The 20,101-nt window shown below is 34.7% G+C and carries 22 protein-coding genes and 2 riboswitches; of the genes, 19 read left to right on the forward strand and 3 right to left on the reverse strand.

All coding sequences use genetic code 11. The annotated features are described in order from the left end of the window. Positions 1 to 54 precede the first annotated feature (54 nt). The 3 genes from argS (at position 55) to ACONDI_RS03700 (ending at position 3,528) form a co-directional block, all read left to right on the forward strand. Positions 55 to 1,752 carry an arginine--tRNA ligase gene (argS, locus tag ACONDI_RS03690; RefSeq protein ID WP_241080131.1) on the forward strand — a complete coding sequence of 566 codons (1,698 nt, stop codon included), beginning with the start codon at positions 55 to 57 and terminating at the stop codon, positions 1,750 to 1,752. A gap of 80 nt (positions 1,753 to 1,832) precedes the next feature. Next, on the forward strand, positions 1,833 to 2,402 hold the full coding sequence (locus tag ACONDI_RS03695) for a pyruvate kinase alpha/beta domain-containing protein (protein WP_241080132.1): 570 nt from the start codon (positions 1,833 to 1,835) through the stop codon (positions 2,400 to 2,402). A 67-nt stretch (positions 2,403 to 2,469) separates the two neighbouring features. After that, positions 2,470 to 3,528, forward strand: a complete 1,059-nt coding sequence (locus ACONDI_RS03700; protein WP_241080133.1) for a tetraprenyl-beta-curcumene synthase family protein — start codon at positions 2,470 to 2,472, stop codon at positions 3,526 to 3,528. A 36-nt stretch (positions 3,529 to 3,564) separates the two neighbouring features. Here the strand turns inward: ACONDI_RS03700 and ACONDI_RS03705 are convergent, their stop codons facing one another. Both ACONDI_RS03705 and ACONDI_RS03710 read right to left on the reverse strand, forming a co-directional pair. Then, complete coding sequence (locus ACONDI_RS03705; protein WP_241080134.1) at positions 3,565 to 4,542, reverse strand: polyprenyl synthetase family protein; 978 nt, start codon at positions 4,540 to 4,542, stop codon at positions 3,565 to 3,567. A gap of 117 nt (positions 4,543 to 4,659) precedes the next feature. Continuing rightward, entirely contained in the window at positions 4,660 to 5,115 is a 456-nt protein-coding gene (locus tag ACONDI_RS03710) for a COG2426 family protein (RefSeq protein ID WP_241080135.1), read from the reverse strand. A 142-nt stretch (positions 5,116 to 5,257) separates the two neighbouring features. On the opposite strand from ACONDI_RS03710, the gene ACONDI_RS03715 reads away from it, so the two are divergent. The 3 genes from ACONDI_RS03715 (at position 5,258) to dapA (ending at position 8,547) form a co-directional block, all read left to right on the forward strand. Then, positions 5,258 to 5,911: a rhomboid family intramembrane serine protease gene (locus ACONDI_RS03715; protein ID WP_241080136.1), complete on the forward strand. Its 654-nt coding sequence runs from the start codon at positions 5,258 to 5,260 to the stop codon at positions 5,909 to 5,911. Between the two features lie 134 nt (positions 5,912 to 6,045). Further along, a riboswitch (Lysine riboswitch) is annotated at positions 6,046 to 6,236 on the forward strand. 180 nt (positions 6,237 to 6,416) lie between these two features. Further along, complete coding sequence (gene dapG, locus ACONDI_RS03720; RefSeq protein WP_241080137.1) at positions 6,417 to 7,625, forward strand: aspartate kinase; 1,209 nt, start codon at positions 6,417 to 6,419, stop codon at positions 7,623 to 7,625. Next, positions 7,597 to 8,547 carry a 4-hydroxy-tetrahydrodipicolinate synthase gene (dapA, locus tag ACONDI_RS03725; protein ID WP_241080138.1) on the forward strand — a complete coding sequence of 317 codons (951 nt, stop codon included), beginning with the start codon at positions 7,597 to 7,599 and terminating at the stop codon, positions 8,545 to 8,547. The genes dapG and dapA overlap by 29 nt, the downstream gene beginning before the upstream one ends. A gap of 72 nt (positions 8,548 to 8,619) precedes the next feature. Here dapA and ACONDI_RS03730 read toward each other — a convergent pair whose 3' ends face one another. Further along, positions 8,620 to 8,925: an ATP-binding protein gene (locus ACONDI_RS03730; RefSeq protein ID WP_241080139.1), complete on the reverse strand. Its 306-nt coding sequence runs from the start codon at positions 8,923 to 8,925 to the stop codon at positions 8,620 to 8,622. 357 nt (positions 8,926 to 9,282) lie between these two features. On the opposite strand from ACONDI_RS03730, the gene ACONDI_RS03735 reads away from it, so the two are divergent. The 13 genes from ACONDI_RS03735 to ccsB all read left to right on the forward strand — a co-directional run bounded on the left by ACONDI_RS03735 (position 9,283) and on the right by ccsB (position 20,061). Then, positions 9,283 to 9,564 carry a DUF503 domain-containing protein gene (locus ACONDI_RS03735; protein WP_241080140.1) on the forward strand — a complete coding sequence of 94 codons (282 nt, stop codon included), beginning with the start codon at positions 9,283 to 9,285 and terminating at the stop codon, positions 9,562 to 9,564. Positions 9,565 to 9,635: 71 nt separating this feature from the next. Beyond that, complete coding sequence (locus ACONDI_RS03740) at positions 9,636 to 9,821, forward strand: alpha/beta-type small acid-soluble spore protein (protein ID WP_241080141.1); 186 nt, start codon at positions 9,636 to 9,638, stop codon at positions 9,819 to 9,821. A 28-nt stretch (positions 9,822 to 9,849) separates the two neighbouring features. Further along, complete coding sequence (locus ACONDI_RS03745) at positions 9,850 to 10,569, forward strand: cytochrome c biogenesis CcdA family protein (RefSeq protein ID WP_241080142.1); 720 nt, start codon at positions 9,850 to 9,852, stop codon at positions 10,567 to 10,569. A gap of 56 nt (positions 10,570 to 10,625) precedes the next feature. Beyond that, the gene (locus ACONDI_RS03750) at positions 10,626 to 11,180 is read left to right on the forward strand and encodes a TlpA family protein disulfide reductase (protein ID WP_241080143.1); all 555 of its coding nucleotides are present in this window, start codon (positions 10,626 to 10,628) and stop codon (positions 11,178 to 11,180) included. 26 nt (positions 11,181 to 11,206) lie between these two features. After that, the gene (locus tag ACONDI_RS03755) at positions 11,207 to 11,965 is read left to right on the forward strand and encodes an ATP-binding protein (RefSeq protein ID WP_241080144.1); all 759 of its coding nucleotides are present in this window, start codon (positions 11,207 to 11,209) and stop codon (positions 11,963 to 11,965) included. A gap of 100 nt (positions 11,966 to 12,065) precedes the next feature. Continuing rightward, positions 12,066 to 12,677 (forward strand): molybdenum cofactor guanylyltransferase, encoded by a 612-nt coding sequence (gene mobA, locus ACONDI_RS03760; RefSeq protein ID WP_241080145.1) that lies wholly within the window; start codon positions 12,066 to 12,068, stop codon positions 12,675 to 12,677. Between the two features lie 19 nt (positions 12,678 to 12,696). Next, a riboswitch (molybdenum cofactor riboswitch) is annotated at positions 12,697 to 12,820 on the forward strand. A 54-nt stretch (positions 12,821 to 12,874) separates the two neighbouring features. Continuing rightward, complete coding sequence (gene moaA, locus ACONDI_RS03765) at positions 12,875 to 13,867, forward strand: GTP 3',8-cyclase MoaA (RefSeq protein WP_241080146.1); 993 nt, start codon at positions 12,875 to 12,877, stop codon at positions 13,865 to 13,867. Positions 13,868 to 13,879: 12 nt separating this feature from the next. After that, positions 13,880 to 14,341: an MOSC domain-containing protein gene (locus ACONDI_RS03770; protein WP_241080147.1), complete on the forward strand. Its 462-nt coding sequence runs from the start codon at positions 13,880 to 13,882 to the stop codon at positions 14,339 to 14,341. 8 nt (positions 14,342 to 14,349) lie between these two features. Beyond that, on the forward strand, positions 14,350 to 15,381 hold the full coding sequence (locus tag ACONDI_RS03775; protein ID WP_241080148.1) for a molybdopterin-binding protein: 1,032 nt from the start codon (positions 14,350 to 14,352) through the stop codon (positions 15,379 to 15,381). Between the two features lie 83 nt (positions 15,382 to 15,464). Then, positions 15,465 to 16,721, forward strand: a complete 1,257-nt coding sequence (locus ACONDI_RS03780; protein WP_241080149.1) for a molybdopterin molybdotransferase MoeA — start codon at positions 15,465 to 15,467, stop codon at positions 16,719 to 16,721. A gap of 122 nt (positions 16,722 to 16,843) precedes the next feature. After that, a complete protein-coding gene (gene mobB / locus ACONDI_RS03785) occupies positions 16,844 to 17,332 on the forward strand; it encodes a molybdopterin-guanine dinucleotide biosynthesis protein B (RefSeq protein ID WP_241080150.1) in 489 nt (162 codons plus the stop codon). A gap of 244 nt (positions 17,333 to 17,576) precedes the next feature. Next, entirely contained in the window at positions 17,577 to 18,926 is a 1,350-nt protein-coding gene (gene resB, locus ACONDI_RS03790) for a cytochrome c biogenesis protein ResB (protein ID WP_241080151.1), read from the forward strand. A 289-nt stretch (positions 18,927 to 19,215) separates the two neighbouring features. Continuing rightward, entirely contained in the window at positions 19,216 to 20,061 is an 846-nt protein-coding gene (gene ccsB / locus ACONDI_RS03795; protein ID WP_241080152.1) for a c-type cytochrome biogenesis protein CcsB, read from the forward strand. The last annotated feature ends 40 nt before the right edge of the window (positions 20,062 to 20,101 follow it).

Here is a 20,101-nt window from a genome sequence, read left to right on the forward strand (position 1 = left end):
CATTTGCGTTATAATTGACCAGGTGAAATTTAATTAAAGTGAGGTATTTTTGCTATGAGAATATTTAAGGAAGAACTTATAAATAGACTTGTGGAACTTGTGGAACTATCTTCTGAAGAGATATCAGAGCTGTTAGAGATACCACCAGATCCAGAGATGGGAGATCTAGCTTTTCCATGTTTTAAACTCGCCAAGGTTAGGAAGAAAAACCCAGCCGAAATTGCAAGTGACCTTGAGAATAGTTTCGAAAAAGATGATTATTTTGCTGAAATAAAAGCAGCGGGACCTTATCTAAATTTTCTTTTCAACAAAGAAAAACTTGCTGAACTAACTATCAATCAGGTGATGAACCAGGGTGAAGATTATGGTAATAGTGATGAGGGAAGAGGAAGGACCGTGGTGATAGATTTTTCTTCGCCTAATATTGCCAAGCCTTTTGGTATTGGACATTTAAGGTCTACGGTAATAGGAAATGCGCTGTATAATATTTATGAGAAGTTAGGCTACAATGTGATCGGGATTAACCATTTAGGTGATTGGGGGACTCAATTTGGCAAGTTGATATCTGCCTACCTAAAGTGGGGAGACGAAGAAGAGCTGAACAAAGACCCTATTGATTATCTATACAAACTTTATACCAGATATCATCAGGAAGAAGAAAACTCAGAAGAACTTGAAGAAGAGGGTCGTGAATGGTTTAGAAAATTAGAAGCTGGTGATGATGAAGCAAGCAGATTATGGGAAAAATTTCGAAGCCTCAGCTTAGATGAATTTAAACGAATATATGATAGGCTTGGGGTTTCTTTTGATAGCTATCGGGGAGAAGCTTATTATAATAAATATCTTGATGAGACAATCGAAAAGATTGTTAAAAGTGGCATAGCAAGGGAAAGCGAAGGAGCTCTTGTAGTAGATATTGATGATGAAGAAGATATGCCTCCATGTTTACTTAGAAAAAGAGACGGAGCTACTTTGTATGCAACCAGGGATATATGTGCTGCTATAAAAAGATATGAAGAATATAAATTTGAAAAATGCCTGTACGTTGTTGGTGATGATCAAAAGCTTCACTTTAAGCAGGTTTTTGGTGTGCTAGATAAGATGGGTTATGATTTTGCCAGTTCTTGTGAACATATCGCTTTTGGCTTGATTAGGTTTAAAGAGGGAAAAATGTCTACCAGGATGGGTAATATTATATTTTTGGAAGATGTTTTGGATAAGGCGAAAACACTAGCTCTAGATGTTATCAAGGAAAAAAACCCTGATCTAGAGAATAAAGAGGAAGTAAGTGAAATGGTTGGCGTAGGAGCAGTGATTTTTGGAGATTTGAGTAATGACAGAATAAAAGAAGTTACATTTGATTGGAACAAAATCCTTGACTTTAATGGTGAAACAGCACCTTATCTACAATACACTCATGCCAGGATCTGCAGTATACTTAGAAAAGCCAAAGAAGATTATAACCTAGAATCTATAAAACTATTAACAGGGGACTATGAACAGGAAGTTATCAAAAAAATAGCAGGCTTTGAAGATATTTTGAAAAGAACTAGGGAACTAAATAAACCGCATATACTTGCAAGGTATTTGTTAGATCTTGCGAAGGTATATAATCGTTTTTACAATAAATGTCCTATTTTGAACGAAACAGCAGATGTAAAAATGGCAAGGCTTGCTCTTTGTGATTGTGTTAGACAGGTTCTAAAGAATGGTCTTTCCCTAATGGGTATTAAGACACCTGATGCTATGTAAACAAACAAACCTTTGTACATATGACTTTTTGTACCAGAATCAAGATTAAATTTGTAAAACCAGGGAAGGGGTGGTGCTAAATGGTATATTTTGAAAAAGCAGGTCAAGAAAATACTCAAATGGCCCTTGAATATTCTGTAGACAGAGCTAAAGAACTTGGCATTAAACATATAGTGGTAGCATCACATACAGGAAGAACAATTAATGAATTATTAGATTTGTTAGAACAAAAAGGCTTGAAAGATGAACTAAATGTATCTTGTGTAACTCATCATGTTGGGTATAGAGAGCCTGGAAAGTTCGAAATGGATGATGAAGTTGTAAAGCGTCTTGAAAAAGAAAATATAAAGATGCTAACAACAACTCATTTATTTGCCAACATTGAAAGAGACATAACAAACAAGATCGGAGGACTTTATCCAGGAGGAATTATTTCAGCTACTCTAAGGTGTTTTGGCCAGGGAGTAAAAGTATGTTTTGAGATTTCTGTCATGGCACTAGATGCAGGACTAATTCCATATGGGGAGGATGTTATTACAATAGGAGGGAAGGGAAGAGGTGCTGATACTTCTGTAATAATTGCACCGGCTCATGCAAAGAATTTTTTTGATACAAAACTAAAAGAAATTATTTGTATGCCAAGAGATTAAAATTTTACCTGCTGGTAGAAAATATTTAATATAGATAGTACATTAGTTACCAGGGGGCAATAAACAATTGATTACTAAATCTAAAACTACGGGTATTATATATGACTTTGTAAGTAAAATTTTTCCTTTAGTTGAACAAGAACTAAATCACTGGCGGGATATAATAAGAGCAGCCCCTGATAAAGAACTAGCTAAACAGGGGCTTTTTAGTATTGAAGATAAAAAATTTCATGCTCTTGGAGGCAGTGTTTTTGCATTATATAATGAAGATTACAAAAAAACTATTACAAGCTTGATAACTTCCTATCAAACTATAAGTGATTATTTAGATAATCTTTGTGATAGAACTGGCATATACTCCAAAAAAGCATTTAGTAAACTTCATGATTCGATGTTTGACGCACTTAGCCTAGATGAAGTAGAAGGCGGTTATTATAAATATTTTCCTTATAAAGATGATGGTGACTATTTAACTTATCTTGTACAAAATTGCAGGGATAAAATTAACAAGTTTTCAAGATATTCTTTTGTGGAAGAGGATATAAAATATTTTATAGGCCTTTACAGAGACCTTCAGGTTTTAAAACATATTGAACCTGCAAAAAGGGAAAGCGAACTAATTAATTGGTTTCAAAAATACAAGATTATTTATCCTGATATTAGGTGGTGGGAGTTTTCATGTGCTTCTGGTTCAACACTTCTTGTGTTTGCGCTTACTGTTCTTTCTACTAGAGATGATTTTGGCCAGGAGGAAAAAGAGAAAATTATCAATGCTTATTTTCCCTGGATCTGTGGTTTTCATATTATGTTGGATTATTATATTGACCAAAAAGAAGATGAGATAGAAGGAGATTTGAATCTGGTAAGTTTTTATCATGATGAAAAAGAGCAGGAAGATAGATTGTTATTTTTTTGTGAAAAATCTTTGGAAGAGGCAGCCAAGTTACCTGAAAGTGAATTTCACCTGGCTGTGGTTAAGGGTATGATTTCACTATATCTTTCTGACCCAAAAGTTAAACTGCAGGGACTTCAGAATACGGCAAAAAGAATCCTTAAAGCAGGTGGGAATGATACTCGATTGATGTATTATCTTTGCATGGTACTTCGGACTGCAAAAAAAATATAATTTATGTTTATTTAAATGTGCTAATTTTTTTCTTCTTTATTCTTTTCTTTCTGAGATAAAGTATGTTAATCGAGAAAGGGTCTTCTTAACCTCTACATCTGGCATTTCTTCTAAACATATTATTGCTTTTTTTATTTCTTCTTTAGCTAATGAGTAGGTATATGAGATAGCACCATTACTATATAATAAACTTGTAATATATTCAAGATTTTCTCTTGTGAGTTCTCTATTATTGATGATCTCTTTAACTTTTTCCCCATCTTTACTTGTTTCAAACAGATAAATGATAGGAATTGTTATGTTTCCCTGCCCTAAATCTTTTTTGGTAGGCTTACCTACATTTAGAGGCTTAGCCGTAAAGTCTAGCAAATCATCTATAATCTGAAAAGCTAATCCTAGATGTATGCCGAAATTTCGTATTATCTTGATTTTATCTATTGGAGCTTCCCCTATTATCGCCCCTGCTTCGCAGCAGGCAGAGATAAGACTTGCAGTTTTCTTATAAATATAGTCAAAATAATCTTCCCTTGTTACCTCAGTGTTATAGAGATTTTGCAGCTGGCAGATTTCTCCCTGGCTCATCTCCCTAACAGCGGTGGTCATTGTTTTAAGTATTTTTGAAGAGTTATATGGTGCTAAAAGTTCAAATGCTTTAGCAAATAAATAATCTCCGCTTAACACGGCCATTTGATTCCCTCGTTTGTGATTGATTGTAGGGACCCCGCGCCTAGCTTTTGCTTCATCTACTATATCATCATGAATAAGGGATGCAGTGTGAATCAACTCTCCCGCAATTGCTATATCAATGTTGTTGTCGTCAAAAGGTTTGTAAAAAGTGGAACATAAGATAGTTAATAAAGGCCTTAATTTTTTCCCTCGACCTATTAAAAAGGGTGTAGTAAGTTCAGCTGTTTCTTTATACTGGCTATTAGCAAATCGCTCTAGTCTTTCTTCAACTTTTTTTAGTTCTGGAGAGTCAAATAATCTGCTTTTTAATGAAGTTTCTAAAGTCATTTTTCCACCCTTTCAGGACGTTTTAAAATACCTACTTTTATATTATATCACAATTACCTGTCAGTTATTTCATTACGAAGGCCAAAATAAGGCTAAACAATGTTATGTTGTTTTAGCTTAAAAGAAACTTAAAGTTGTATGGGATATAATTAATATTATTATACCTGAGGTTAAAACTCCAAGGGATATGATCCAAAAAGAATCTCTAAATGGTATTTTGAATATATATGCTGCAAGACTAGCAGTCCAGGCTCCAGTAGTAGGAAGAGGAATCGCAACAAATAAGTATAAGACATATTTGCCGTATTTTACATATTGATCTTTTCTTTTAAGGACTCTTTCAGTAGAATTGTTGAATATAGTGTTTAATACAGGAACTTTTTTAAAAAATTCTCCCAGCCAATTTAATATTATAAATATAGGAAAGATTACTAATATGTTGCCCAAAGCACTTAAGCTGTAAGCCTGCCAGCTATTGAAGCCTAAGCTGAGGCCAAGTGGGATTCCACCTCTTATTTCGATAACTGGTAGTGCCGAGAAGATTATTACTTTTAACATATCCAAAATTTCCATGACATAGTCCCCTTTAAAATTTATAATTATTTATAAGTACCACTTTATTATTACCACTATATTATTTTAACACTTTAGAGTACAGAGTAGAAATTATTTTTTGAAAATATAACTAAAAACTGGCCAAATTGTGGTGAATTAAATGATCCCATTAAAAGATAATATAAAATCAAAAAGCTTTCCACTAGTTACAATATTTTTGATTTTGATGAATGTATCAATATTTGCATTCCAGTTTTTATTGGATTTTGAATTGGAGATTTTACTTATAAATGTGCTAGGGTTTGTGCCCCATAGAATTTCTTTAGATTTGTCATTATATCCTTTAGTAACTTTTGTTACTTCAACCTTTTTGCATGGAAGCTTACTGCATTTGCTTGGTAATATGCTTTATTTATGGATATTTGGTGATAATGTTGAAGATCGATTAGGCAAATTCGGATTTTTGTTCTTTTATATAGTAGTTGGAGTAATTGGCAACATTGCTCATTATCTTTATAATCCTCTGTCAACACAGCCGGCTATAGGAGCAAGTGGCGCAGTGGCAGGTATATTAGGAGCCTATTTTGTTTTTTACCCTTATGCTAAAATATTAACTTTAATCCCCCTTGGTTTTTTTATTACAGCATTTCATGTACCCGCAGTTTTATTTCTTGGAATTTGGATATTGCTTCAAACGATTAATGCTTTGTTAACACTTCCTGGTGCTGCAATCTCTATAGCCTGGTGGGCACATATCGGTGGTTTTATGGGAGGTTTTTTCCTGGGGATTTTAAATTCAATTTCTAAATCTTGATACTAACTGTAAAAAGTCTATTCAAAGGAATAAGAATCAACTTTTAGGAAATAAAATTTTAGGTATCTTGACATAATTTTTCTTCAATGATAACATCTTTTATGACAATATAATAACACCTCATCTCGAGCTTGAGGTGAGGTAGAGGAGCGGCCTGTCAATAGTAATTTTCTTAAACCTTAGAGCAGGTAATGATAGGGAATGAAAGGGGCGGTCGCCGAAGCACTGTAAGTGGGCTCGGCTTATGGTGCTGGTTTGGTAGAGAAGATCTATCAAACTGTCATTGGTGCTAACCCTGTAACACCAATGAAGAGCTATCTCACACGGACGCAGGGTAGAGAGGAGGGTCTTTACTGTTTTTGGAAATGAACAGTTAACAGGACCTGACGCTTAAGACCTGTTAGCTGTTTTTTTATTATAAAATTTTATTATAAAAGTTATTAAAGTAAGAGTTTTTGGATAAAGAGATTACTAGCTAAGTATTTAGGATTGGAAGGTGATATAAGTGGAAATTGTAGTGCAAAAATTCGGTGGTACTTCCGTTGCTACTGAACAGGAAAGAGAATATGCTATCAAAAAAGTTTCTGAAGTATATGAAAAAGGTGATTTGCCGGTTGTTGTTGTATCTGCAATGGGTCAAAAAGGATCCCCCTATGCCACAGATACTCTTTTGTCGTTAACCAAAAGAGAAATTAGTTCTTCTAGGGATAAAGATTTACTTCTATCTTGTGGAGAAATAATTTCTAGTGTAATATTTAGTCAGGAACTAAGAGATCTTGGATACCCGGCCCAAGCTATGACAGGACCTCAGGCAGGAATTAAGACTGATGATGCTTTTGGTAATGCGAGAATAGAAGCAGTAAAATCTTCTGCACTTAATTCATTAATTGAGGAGAATGTTATTCCTGTAGTTGCCGGTTTTCAAGGAGCAACTTCTGAAGGAGACATAACGACTCTAGGGCGCGGGGGAAGCGATACTACTGCTGTAGCTTTAGGTGTTTTTCTTAATGTTGATAGGGTTGAAATTTATACAGATGTAGATTCTTTGATGACAGCTGACCCCAGGCTGGTTTCTGAAGCAAAGCCTATCCACGAAATTAATTTTACTGAGCTTTTGAACTTAGCTCAGGAAGGGTCTAAAATTATACATCCAAGAGCGGTGCAGATAGCTATGGAAAATCATGTTCCACTTTATATAACATGTGCAAAAGGGAGTTCTAGAGGGACAAAGGTTTCCTGGCAAACCGATGATGAATCACCTACCTGGGATCAGGGTAGAGTAATATCAGGGCTTGCTCATATGGATGAAATTTCGCAAATTATAATTAAACCCCGAGAAGGGGAACTGACTATGGACTTGCAGTGTCAAATATTTGCTAAACTAGCCAGGAAAGATGTAAGCGTTGATTTGATAAATGTTTTGACAACTGGTGTTTACTTGACTGTTGCAGATGACAAAGTAGAACAGGCGATAAATGCTTTAGAAGATCTTCCTGTAGAAACAGATATACTAAAGAACTGTACAAAAATTTCTTTGGTTGGACACGGTATGAAAGGTGTTTCAGGAGTAATGGAGCGGATTTTTGAAACCTTAAAAAATGAAGAAGTGCCAGTGCTTCAAACAGCTGACTCTAATACTACTGTATCTTGTCTAATACCTAAAGATAAGAAAAAAGCAGCTCTAAATGGTCTTCACAAAACTTTTTCATTATGAATCAAATATAGTACTAATAAATTTTAAAGAAGAGGAGAGGATACCCATTATACGCTTGGGACGTGTACAAACGGCGATGGTAACTCCTTTTAAAAAAGATCTTGAATTAGATCTTGGAGGTGTAGCCCCCCTTGTTGAGTACTTGTGTAACAGTGGAACAGAGGGATTGGTAGTTACTGGAACAACTGGTGAGTCACCTACACTTACCTTGGAGGAAAAGGAAAAACTATGGCTAGAAGTGATTAGGACAAAACCTCAAAATGTGCCTATGATAGCAGGAACTGGATCAAACGATACAAGAGAAACTGTTGAAGCATCCATAAAAGCTGAAAAAGCTGGTGCAGATGCAATAATGCTTGTCACACCATATTATAATAAGCCACCTCAATCAAACATGAAAGCACACTTTGAAGAGGTTGCCAAAAAGGTTAACCTACCAATAATGTTATATAATGTGCCAAAACGTACCGGTGCTAATCTATTACCTGATACAGTTAAAGAGTTAATGAATTGTGATAACATAATAGCAATAAAAGAAGCTAGTGGGGACTTGGAACAGGTTGCAAAACTTAGAAGGCTAATAGGGAATAGGATTAAGATATTTTCTGGGGAAGATAGCATTACACTTCCTATGATGGCTTTGGGAGCTTCTGGAGTTGTGAGTGTTGCTTCTCATATTGCAGGGGAGTTATTTAAAGAGATGCTTGAAAGCTTTGTCTCTGGAGATGTAGACAAGGCGATGAGGACCCATTATGACTTAATGCCTTTATTTGAAGGGTTATCTATCTCAACTAACCCTATCCCAGTAAAATCAGCTTTAAATCTGGCAGGTGTCTCTGTAGGCCCTTTGAGGCCACCACTGCAAGAATTAGACAAAGATGATAAAGCAAAGTTAAAAAAAGTTCTTCAGGATTATGCCTGAATAGTTAAATAAAAGAACAAAAATAAGCGGGGTTTTACCCCGCTTTTTTTATAAAGTTATGTTCGGGTATAATTACTTAATACTAATGGTGATCTCTGTACCTGCACCTTCCCTGGTGGCTAAGTGAAAATCTTCAATGTAATTAACCAGTCGTTCTAAAGAAGAACTAGACTCTTTTTTTTCTTCTTTTTTTTCCAAAAGATTTTTTACTTTTTCTTTTGTTTCTTCGTTCATCCCGTGGCCGTCGTCTTTAACAAAAACTGTGTACTTTCCATTTTCGTCTTCTACCTTGGAAGTTATCTTTTTTGCTCCGGCATTTAAAGAATTCTCTACTAAAGTTCCTACTGCTTCTTTAATTATTGCGTGTTTTTCATTCAAAACCAATTATGCCTCCCTTCGTGTCAAAAATATTTCTTAAACTTTTTTTCTACAAAAAAATATAGTTTCCTTTAAACCAGGGTAGTCCAATGAATGTAAGGATAGGTTAAATTAACCATTTAGGATATTAGTTGCAAATAGGACAGCGAATGAGAAGGATGGTGTATTTTTAAGGAGTTGTATTAATAAAAGATTTCTATATTATTCAGGAGAGTTGGGTAAAACAGTAAGAATTTCCATAGCCTTTTAACATGAAATTCGAAAATTGTTAATACAATTGTAAAATTAAATTATAGAACTTAGGTTTTTTTATTGATAGTTTTATGATATTATTGATAGTAGTAGAGGTGAAAACAATTGGAAGTAGGCATCCTTATAGTAAAAATATCAATCGGAGAGGCATCTTCACTTAAAGAAAAGCGTAGAATTTTAAAGAGTTTAATTGATGTACTGAAAAACAAGTTCAACCTTTCCATTGCTGAAGTTGGGGAACAGAACAAGTGGCAGGTTGCAGAACTGGGAATTGCTGTGGTAGGTAATGACAAATCTTATCTTAATAGGGTTATTGAAAAAGTTGTAGATAAGATAGAGACCAAAAAAGACATAGTAATGATGGATTATGAAGTTCACTTCTGGTAAAAGTATTAACCTCCTGTATTTTGAGAAAATATTAATAGATGATTCAGATAGAATACTGAGGAGGTTTTACTATGTCAGAAAACAAAAAGGAAAACAAGTCTGATGCAATAGAACGTCTTAAATGGGAAACTGCAATGGACCTTGGGCTATTACCAAAAGTTTTGGAGAAAGGCTGGGAATACTTGACTGCCGAAGAAACTGGTAGGCTTGGTGGTATTGTTGCAAGAAAACTTAAAAAAACAAAAAGCAACAAGTGATATTTTAAAAGCAAGGTGGGTGTAGGTAATGGTATCTTCGTCTATATCAATAGGCATGGCCCTGGGGGGTGGTTTGTTATTCTTTTTCAACCCTTGTGTGTGGCCATTATACCCTGCGTATGTATCGTATATAGCGGGATCGTCGTTATCAGAAATCAAAACTGGTGAGAATAGATATAAACTTTTAAAAAATACCCTAGGGTTTATCCTCGGTTTTTCTGTGATTTTTGTAGCCCTTGGAGCGCTTGCAACTTCTGTAGGTAGTTATTATCAAAATCAAGTGCTATTTGAGAGGTTAGCAGGAGTAGTTATAATTTTCTTTGGGCTTCAGTTAAGTGGTTTGTTAAAATTTAATTTTCTGTCTATGGACAAAAGGTTTTCCTTTATGCCAAGTAAACCTGGATTTTTTAGTTCTATTATCTTTGGGGCTACTTTTGCTTTAGGTTGGACACCTTGTGCGACCCCAATACTTGGAGCTATATTAGCATATGCTTTTACTCATGAAACCCTTTTACAAGGAATGTTTTTATTAGGCCTTTTTTCAGTAGGTTTTGCTGTTCCATTTTTGATATTTTCTTTACTCTTTACTGTGTTAAGTGGTGTAGTTGAAAATTGGATAGCGAGAGTCGCAAAACATCTGCCAACAATTAATAAAATAAGCGGTTTTGTGTTATTGTTTATCGGAGCCTTACTACTATTTAATAAAATGAGTGATATAAGTGTTTGGCTTTATGGTTTATTTAATTAAATATTGATTTAGGCTGCAAAAAATCACCATTATATATTAAGGAGGAAATAGTGTTTATGATTAAAAAAAAGACTGTCATTATAGCTATTTTTGTGGTTTCTGTTTTAATCCTTTTTACATTTGGAGGGTGTATGTTTGGGGATGATTCCCAGGGAGACAAAGCACCTGAAGGGGCTGCAAATGGAGAAAGTGAAGTAGAGGGAGAAAAGGCTTATTCTTTTTCTTTAGAAAATTTAGCAGGTGAAGAAGTTTCTATGGACGAATTAGAAGGTAAAGTGGTTTTTGTTAAGTTCTGGGGTATGTTTTGTCCAAATTGTCTGATTGACCTTCCTTACATTGATGATCTTCATAATGATTATGTAGATGATGAGGAAGTCGAAATATTAACAGTCAATTTTTCTGATTCGCCTTCTGATGTGGAAAGTTTGATGGAAGATGAGGGATATAGTTTTGAAGTATTATTTGACATTGATGAAGAAGCTGCAAGAGGATTTGGAGTTACAGGTGCACCGACGTATTACGTTGTTGATGCAGATGGTAAAATAGTATTTGAAAATCCTGGACAACTTGGTTATGATAATGCTAAGAACGCAATTGAAGATGCTAGATAAATATTATAAAAAGGAGCGGATATCTTATGCCACCAAAGAAAATTGCAGTAGCAGGTAAAGGAGGAACAGGTAAAACGACCTTTGCTTCGCTGCTTATACGTTACCTTGCAGAAAAGAAGAAGGGAACAATCTTAGGTGTTGATGCTGATCCTAATGCTAACCTTAATGAAGCTTTAGGTGAAGAGGCTGAAAATACTATTGGTGATATTTTAAATAGTACAAAAGAACGTGACGCGGTTCCTCAAGGTATGACGAAAGAAAGATTTATTGAATTTAGGCTAATGGAAGCTTTGATTGAAACAGATAATGTCGATTTGATTGTTATGGGCAATCCAGAGGGGCCGGGATGCTACTGCTATCCTAATGATCTTTTGAGAAAGCATTTAGAAGATATGGAAAAGAACTATGATTATGTAGTTATCGATAATGAAGCTGGGTTAGAGCATTTGAGTAGAAAAACCATAAGTGACGTAGATGTTTTGTTTGTCATCAGTGATTCTTCAGCTAGAGGCATACGTTCTGCAGCTAGGGTTAAGGAAATAGTTGAAGGTGTTGATATGAATGTAGATCAGATGTATCTTTTAGTTACCAGGACTGATTTTGAGGACATGGATGAAATTTTGAAAGAAGAAATAGATAAAACCGGAATAGAGCTAATAGGTAATATACCATATGATAAAAAAGTTGTGGAATTTGATTTGAGAGGAAAGCCGTTGTTTGATTTGCCTTCAGATTCAGTTTCAGTGACTTCTACATGGAAGATTTTAGACAGACTAAATCTCTAGTCTTATAAGCCTTATATATAAATCCCCCTGATGGGGGATTTGATGTGTGAATGTGTGGTAGTAAATATAACTTTATGGTACAATATAGGAGAGAAAGATGATGGACAAAGAAGTTTCTGCTGTTATTTTGGCTGGCGGTGTCAGCAAAAGGATGGGACATAAAAATAAAGCCTTTTTGAAATTAGGTAATAAGCCTGTGATTGAGTGGCTGTTAGAAGCTCTCCAGAAAGTATTTAATGATATATATATAGTAACTGATACACCTGAACAATATAAAGAATACACCATGGTCAAAACAACTGGTGATAAGATTATTCGACCAGAAAGAAGTACATTAGCAGGAATTCATGCTGGCATTCACGAAGTTGACAGTAAGTACGGATTTGTAGTAGCATGTGATATGCCTTTTATTAACACAGATTTGATAAATGAAATGATTAAATTATGCAATGGATACGATGTAATAATACCTTGTTATAGAGGACATGTTGAGCCTACATTTGCTTTGTATCACAAAAACTGTCTGCCTTATATTGAAAGGAATTTATTAAATGACAATTTTAGAATAGTTAATTTTTTCCCTGATGTCAAAGTGAAACATTTGAGTGAAGAATTTACCAAAAAATTTGATCCGGAGTTTAATTCTTTTTTGAACCTAAATACTCCCGAAGAATTAAACAAGGCAACAAAGTTAATTAAAAAAAGGCATTGAAAAACATTTAAAAATGAATATGGCTAACTTTCTCCGAGCTATTTAACCTAAGGATTTTATTAATCTATGGTTAATAGCCGGTAGGGTGATGAGGGAAACCTTATTACCTCCCGTGCTTGGAAAGGAGAAAGCTTTTATAGATCAACTGCTTTTTCTTTTCCATTGCAGTTGATTTTTTAGTTTGAGGAGGGGATGAAATGAAGCAATTTGAAGATGAGTATGGACGTAATATTGACTATTTGAGGGTTTCTATAACGGATAGGTGCAATCTTCGCTGTGTGTACTGTATGCCAGCAGATGGTATCGAAAAATTGGAATGCGATGAGCTTTTAAATTACGAAGAACTATATGATATTATCGGGGCTGGTGCTGATCTGGGCCTTAAAAAAATACGCTTTACAGGTGGAGAACCCTTAGTGCGAAAAGGATTTGTAAATCTTGTGAAAAAAGTAAATGAAATAGAATCAATAAATGATATTGCAATTACAACAAATGGTATATTACTCGACAAATATGCTAGAGAACTAAAAGATGCTGGACTAAATAGGGTAAATATTAGTTTAGATACTTTGAATAGAGAAAAATTTGAAAAGGTAACCCGTGGTGGAAATTTGGACAAAGTATTCGATGGAATAAAAGCTGCTAAAGAGGTGGGTTTGTGGCCTGTAAAGATAAATGTCGTAGTTATGAAAGATTTTAATTATGAAGAAATATTGGACTTTGTTAAATACAGCCATGAAGAAGAGTTAGAGATAAGATTTATCGAGTACATGCCTATTGGTGAGGGTAAAGATTGGAAAAAAAGTTATGTTTCTATATCTGAATTAAAAAAACACTGTAGTTCTTTTGGAGAACTTTTAGAAACTAGTTCTACAAATGGTAATGGACCTGCAAAATACTATCGTTTTGAGAACAGTAATGGAAAAATAGGGTTTATTTCCCCTGTGAGCAAGCATTTTTGTGACTCATGTAACAGACTGAGGCTTACATCTGATGGCAAAATTAAAAATTGCCTTTTTTCTGAAGGGGAATTAGACTTAAGAAAAGCTGTTAAATCTAAAGAAGAGATAAAGAATGTTTTTATGAAAGCTGTTCAGGATAAGCCATTAAAACATCAAATAAATGTAAGTTCAGATTCAAATGATAAAATAAGGAAACAAAAAAGAAATATGATGCAGATAGGTGGATAAGGAGGGTTTAATTTGACTAAAGAAGGAATTGTGGAAGCAGTATGTATTAGTGATAAAAAAGGAGTTAGAAAAGACAAAACTGAAAAAGGTGAGCTGCTTGAGAACTTTGGGTTAAAAGACGATGCTCACGGTGGAGATTGGCACAGGCAGGTTAGTTTATTAGCCATTGAAAGTATTAAAAAAATGCAGGACTTAGGTCTTGAAGTTGACTGTGGTGATTTTGGAGAAAATATAGTTACTAAAGGTGTTTCTTTGACTGAAATCCCTTTGGAAAGTAAAATTTTTGTTGGTGATGAAATTGTTTTGAAAGTGACTCAAATAGGGAAAGAGTGTCATGATAGGTGTGCTATTTACTATCAGGCAGGAGATTGTATAATGCCAAGAGAGGGGATCTTTGCGGAAGTCATAGAGGGCGGTACAGTTAAAAAAGGAGACCCTCTAAAAGTGGAAAGAAATGAACAATCGGGGGAGTGAAATAAATTATGAAAAAGGTACCTGTAAAAGAAGCTATAGGTAATGTATTAGCCCATGACTTAACAAAAATTGAGCCTGGGAAATTTAAAGGTGCCAGATTTAAAAAGGGTCATAAGATCACGTCTGAAGACGTAGATGAGTTACTGAAAATGGGTAAAGAAAATATATTTATATATCATCTAGAAGATGGCAAACTTCATGAAGATGATGGTGCTCTAAATCTTTCAAATATTCTTAAAGGAGAAAATGATAATATAGATGCTTCTTCTCCATCAGAGGGTAAAATTACACTCACATCAAAAAAGAAAGGTTTGTTAAAGGTTGATAAAGAAAGGTTAAAGGAACTTAATAGCAAGCCTGGAATAATTGCTGTTACCTGTTATAACAATCAGCCTGTAGAAAAAGATGATATAATCGCACAGACCAAAATCGTTCCTCTTGTTATAGATGAGACAGAAATTATGTCTATCAAAAAAGAAGTGTTTAGAGAGAAGAAGGCGCCTTTGTTAGATGTATTATCCTATGATGAATTATCAGTTTCGTTGATTGTTACAGGCAGTGAAGTATATCACGGAAGAATTAAAGACAGTTTTTCCCCGGTGGTAAAAGACAAAATTGAAAAATACGATTCAAGGGTATCGGAGAAGATATACCTTCCTGATGACAAGGACCAAATCAAAGAAACAGTAACAACACAAGCCAATAAGCATGATATGGTAGTGGTTACGGGGGGGATGTCTGTTGACCCGGATGATGTGACTCCTACGGCTATAAAAGAAACTGGAGCAGAAGTAATCACTTATGGAGCCCCATTATTTCCAGGAAGCATGTTAATGCTGGCTTATCTTGGGGATGTTCCTATAGTTGGTTTGCCTGGTTGTGTGATGTATGCAGCGACAACGACTTTTGATGTGTTTTTGCCCCGGATTTTGGCGAGGGAAAAAATTAAACCGGAGGAAATATCCACAATGGGATATGGAGGACTATGTTTTAAATGTGAGGTTTGTGCTTTTCCTAGATGTGGTTTTGGACAGGGATAGATTTAGTTGGACAAAGATGAAGATAAATTAAATAGAAGTTTTTTAGTATAAGTTAAAGTTAAAAAGAAAGAGGGGTAAAAATAATGATAGACCCAATAGAGGCATATTTTAAAACAATGGAACTTGTAAGTAATTATATTAGCACCCAAAAAGTTCCAATAGAAGAAGCAGTTGATTATACTCTGGCTAATGATTTGATAGCTAAAGAAAACATCCCTTCTTTTGAGCGCTCGCCTTATGATGGTTATGCCTTCAGGGCAGAAGAAACAAAAAATGCAAGTAAGGACTCTCCTGTGATCTTTGATATAATTATGACTTTACCTGCGGGTTGTAAACCTGAAAAGATAACAGGGGGAAAAAAAGCTGTGAAAATTATGACTGGCGCTGCATTGCCTGAAGGATATGATTGTGTAATACCTTTTGAGAAGGTAAAAGTAGAAGAAGACAAAGTTTACCTTTATAATGTTCTAGAGTCAGGGGAAAACGTTGTTCCCTGTGGAGAGGACATTGAGGCAGGGGAGTTTTTATTTCCTGCTGGAAAGCTTCTTTCTTCTAGGGATATAGGAGTTATATCTTCACTTGGTTATAGTAATATAGAAGTAATAAAACCTCCGAAAATAGGAATAATTGTAACTGGTAATGAATTAGTTGAGTTAGACGAGTCTTTGCAAAAAGGCGAAATAAGAAATAGTAATAGATACTTGCTTACTACTTCATTGAAGGAGTTAAATATTGAGAATATTAAATATTATGGGATAGTTGAAGATACAAAAGAAAACCTCAAAGAAGTATTTACTAAAGCTATTGAAGAAGTAGATATGTTACTTACCACTGGAGGAGTGTCCGTTGGTGAATACGATTTAATTCCGGAGGTTTTAGAGGAACTAGGTGCTAATAGAATTTTTTGGAAAATAAATGCAAGACCGGGTACTCCGCTACATGTGGCTGAATTTAATAAGACTCCTGTTTTTTCTCTTTCTGGAAATCCTGCGGCTTTATATGCTTCATACAAAATATACGTAGAAAGAGCTATTTTAAAAATGCTTGGATTAATTGAAGGTAAAGATTTTTATGAGAATGCTGTTAAAGGCTTTTTGGGGGGGAAAATTGCTAAAAAGAGTGTGAATCAGTGGAGATTTTTACGAGCAAGGGGTTATATTGAAGAAGGCAAATTTTGGTGTTATGAAACTAAAAAAGAAAAGCCAGGCATTATTTCTTCTCTTGCTATTTCTAATGGATTTATATTATTAAAACCGGGTTATCAGGATTTAAGTCATGGTGATTTAGTATATTTTATACCATTTGATAATGATTCTGGTGCAAAAAGCTTATTCACATAATCACCTGCCTGCTACCAACATATCGTCGCAAGAATTTGCTAAAAAACCCGCAAATTAAAAGCTTATAGCAGGCAGGTGATTTTTGCAAAATTTTAAAACTTTTAAATTAGGGGGAATTGTTAATGGTACCAGTAGTTTCTATAGTAGGAAAATCTAAGTCTGGTAAGACTACCTTGGTGTGTAAGATTATATCAGAACTAAAAGATAGAGGTTATAAAGTAGCAACGATAAAACATGATACGCACGGTTTTGATATTGACAAACCTGGGAAAGATACATGGAAGCATGGAGAAGCAGGCTCCTCAACTGTAGTTATTTCATCACCGTCAAAGATAGCAATGATTCAGCAGTTAGAAGAAGAAAAAAAGCTTGATGAAATTATTGAAAAGATTGAGAATGCAGATATTATATTAACTGAAGGTTATAAAAGGGAGAATAAACCCAAAATTGAAGTTGTTAGGTCAGAAAGAAGTAATGAAACACTGTGCGATGAGAGTGAAGCGATAGCAATAGCAACTGATATTGAAGATTTTTCTTTTGGAGATGTTCCTGTTTTTGACTGGAATGATAGTAAGGGGATTGCCAATTTGCTAGTTGATAAATATTTGTAATTTAGTTAATCAATTTACTTGTGAAAACAAAAACAATATTTGTATTTTTTGTATAAAACCAAAACATTTGTTAAAGAAGTGTGAAATAATTAATTTGTTGAAGGAAAAGAAACTAATAATAAAGAAACACTTCCGGCAGAGTCATAATAAAACACTTAATAAACACTTAGTAAAATTATTGTAAATTCATAGTGTCTATAATAAGGTAGTTGTAGCCTAAAATTAAAAAGCGAGGGATATACTGTTGACAGAAGAGCTTAAACAAAAATCGTTAAAAGATAAGCTTTGGAGACTTATCTGTTCAATGAAAGTTGGCATTATATTATTAATAATAGTTGCAGGCTTATCAATCATAGGCTCATTAATTCCTCAAAATGCTGAAGAAAGCCTATATTTCAGGGAATATGGTGATGCCTTTGCTAGGCTAATCCTTGCAACAGGTATGGACAATGTTTTTGAAACTTGGTGGTATTTGCTATTTGGAGGATTATTAAGTCTTAACTTATTGGCCTGTAGTATTAATAGGTTCCCCGGGATTTATAGAAGTGTTTTCAACCCCAAGAAAAAAATGACCGAAAAAGGAATAAAAAATCTCAAAAACAGTAAAGAGATTACTATATCTTCTGGTCATGAAGATGCCTTTGACAAAGTTAAAGACGTGCTGCAAAAAGAGGGTTACAAAACAGAAACTCCTGGAAATGGTATATTTGCAAGTAAGGGTAGGTTTGGTTATTTTGGGTCTTTTATTACCCATATAAGTTTTTTGGTTATTGTATTAGGGTTTATGTATGGGAATATGACAGGTTTTGATAGCCATATTGGTGGGGTTCCGGGTGATACTGTAAGTATGGACTATGCTGACTTTGATCTAAGAATTGATGATTTTCGGATTGATTATCGGGATGATTACTCTGTTAATCAATATTACAGTGACCTAACTGTCGTAGAAAATGATGAAGAAACCAGTAGCGAAACCATTTATGTCAATAGACCTTTAAGGCAGGATGGTTTAAGCTTTTATCAGTCAAGTTATGGCTGGCAGGGTAGTCTTAAGATTGAAGACGAAGAGAGCTTTTTCCTAGATACAATAGACATTATTGAAGGCAGACATTATCATTATCGCTTTGAGAATTTGACTGTCCACTTCGAAGCTTTTTACCCGGACTTTGCATATGATCAAGATGGTCATCCAGTAAATAGGTCTCCTCATCCAAATAACCCCAGGTTTATATGGTATTTATTAGATGAGCATGGTGAGGTTGTGGATATGATTATCTCAGAAAAAGGTGAAACATATGAATATGATGGCATAGAGTTTGCATTTACAGACTATGATCAATATACAGTGTTGAGAGTTGTAAGAGATCCGAGTGTCCCTATATTCTTTTTTGGCTCGGTTCTGATGATGCTTGGCTTAGCTCTATCATTTTTGTTCTTCCCAAGAAGAATTTGGGCATTAGTAGAGCCTGTGGAAACTGGTAAAAGTAAATTAATTATAGGCGGACAGAGCTTTAAGAGTAAAGCCAAGTTTGAGGAAGATTTTAACGAGTTAATAACTGAAATTGATGAAAATACGAGTAGTAAACCGAAATAATGATTCTGGTGCAAAAAGTCTATTCACAAAAGTAAAGTGTTTTTAATTGATACATCTAAGATTCGTCAGCAGTCGAAATAAGGCTTCCTAATTAAAGAACTCATCCTGAGTTCAATTAGCTAATGACCTCCTGTCATTAGGCCTTATTTCTCCTGTTTTCTTATCAAGATGTATCACAATTAAAAACAAAAATTTGTTCATATGACTTTTTGCACCAGAATCAAATAATAGGTTTTTTAAAAGTTGTAAATTTAAATAAAATTAATCAAAATTTACGAGGGGTGATTGAATGGATTTGTTTGCTTTAGAAGAACTGAGTTTTTATTTAGCTTTTGGTAGTTATGTTTTAGCTACTATAATGTATATAAGTTATCTATTTACGTCAAAGGGTCAGATTGGCAGAATTGCCACAGTTTTAGCGGTAGTTGGCCTGGGTGTTCATACCTTATCCCTCGTCGCAAGAACTATTAATGGAGGTAGGCTGCCCTTAAACGGACTGTATGACTATGCCACTGCCTTTGTATGGGGAACTATCTTATGCTATTTAATTTTTGAGAAATGGCTGAACTTTAAATATAGAGGGATGGGAGCCTTTGTTTTGCCAATTGCGATTGTAATAATGGGTTTTGCTACTACTTTTTCAAATGATATTGGTAATCTTATGCCGGCATTACAAAGTAACTGGATGACACTTCACGTTGCCACCTATATTTTTGCTTACGGTGCATTAGCAGTGTCATGTGGATTATCAATATTGTATATATTGAAGAATCGGCATATAAAAAAGAATCCAGATAATCCTCACAGTATTTTTCATAAGCATTTTCCGGAACTAAAAAAAATAGATGAAATTAATTATAGAGCTGTTGCAATTGGTTTCTTATTTTTGACGCTGGGTCTTCTTTCAGGGGCTATTTGGGCTGAGCAGGCCTGGGGTAGATACTGGGGCTGGGACCCTAAAGAGACATGGTCTCTGATTACCTGGATAGTATACGCACTATTTTTACACACCAGGTTTACTCGCGGCTGGAGAGGGAATAAAACCGCCTTTCTTGCTATAATTGGGTTTGGATGTATCCTTTTTACGTGGTTAGGCGTGAATATGTTTATTTCAAGTATTCATAGTTATGCTTAATGTTAAAACAGCAATGTTAAAACAGCAATGTTAAAACAGC

It is taken from the genome of Natranaerofaba carboxydovora, assembly GCF_022539405.1.
GTDB classification, from domain to species: Bacteria; Bacillota; Natranaerobiia; order Natranaerobiales; family Natranaerofabaceae; genus Natranaerofaba; species Natranaerofaba carboxydovora.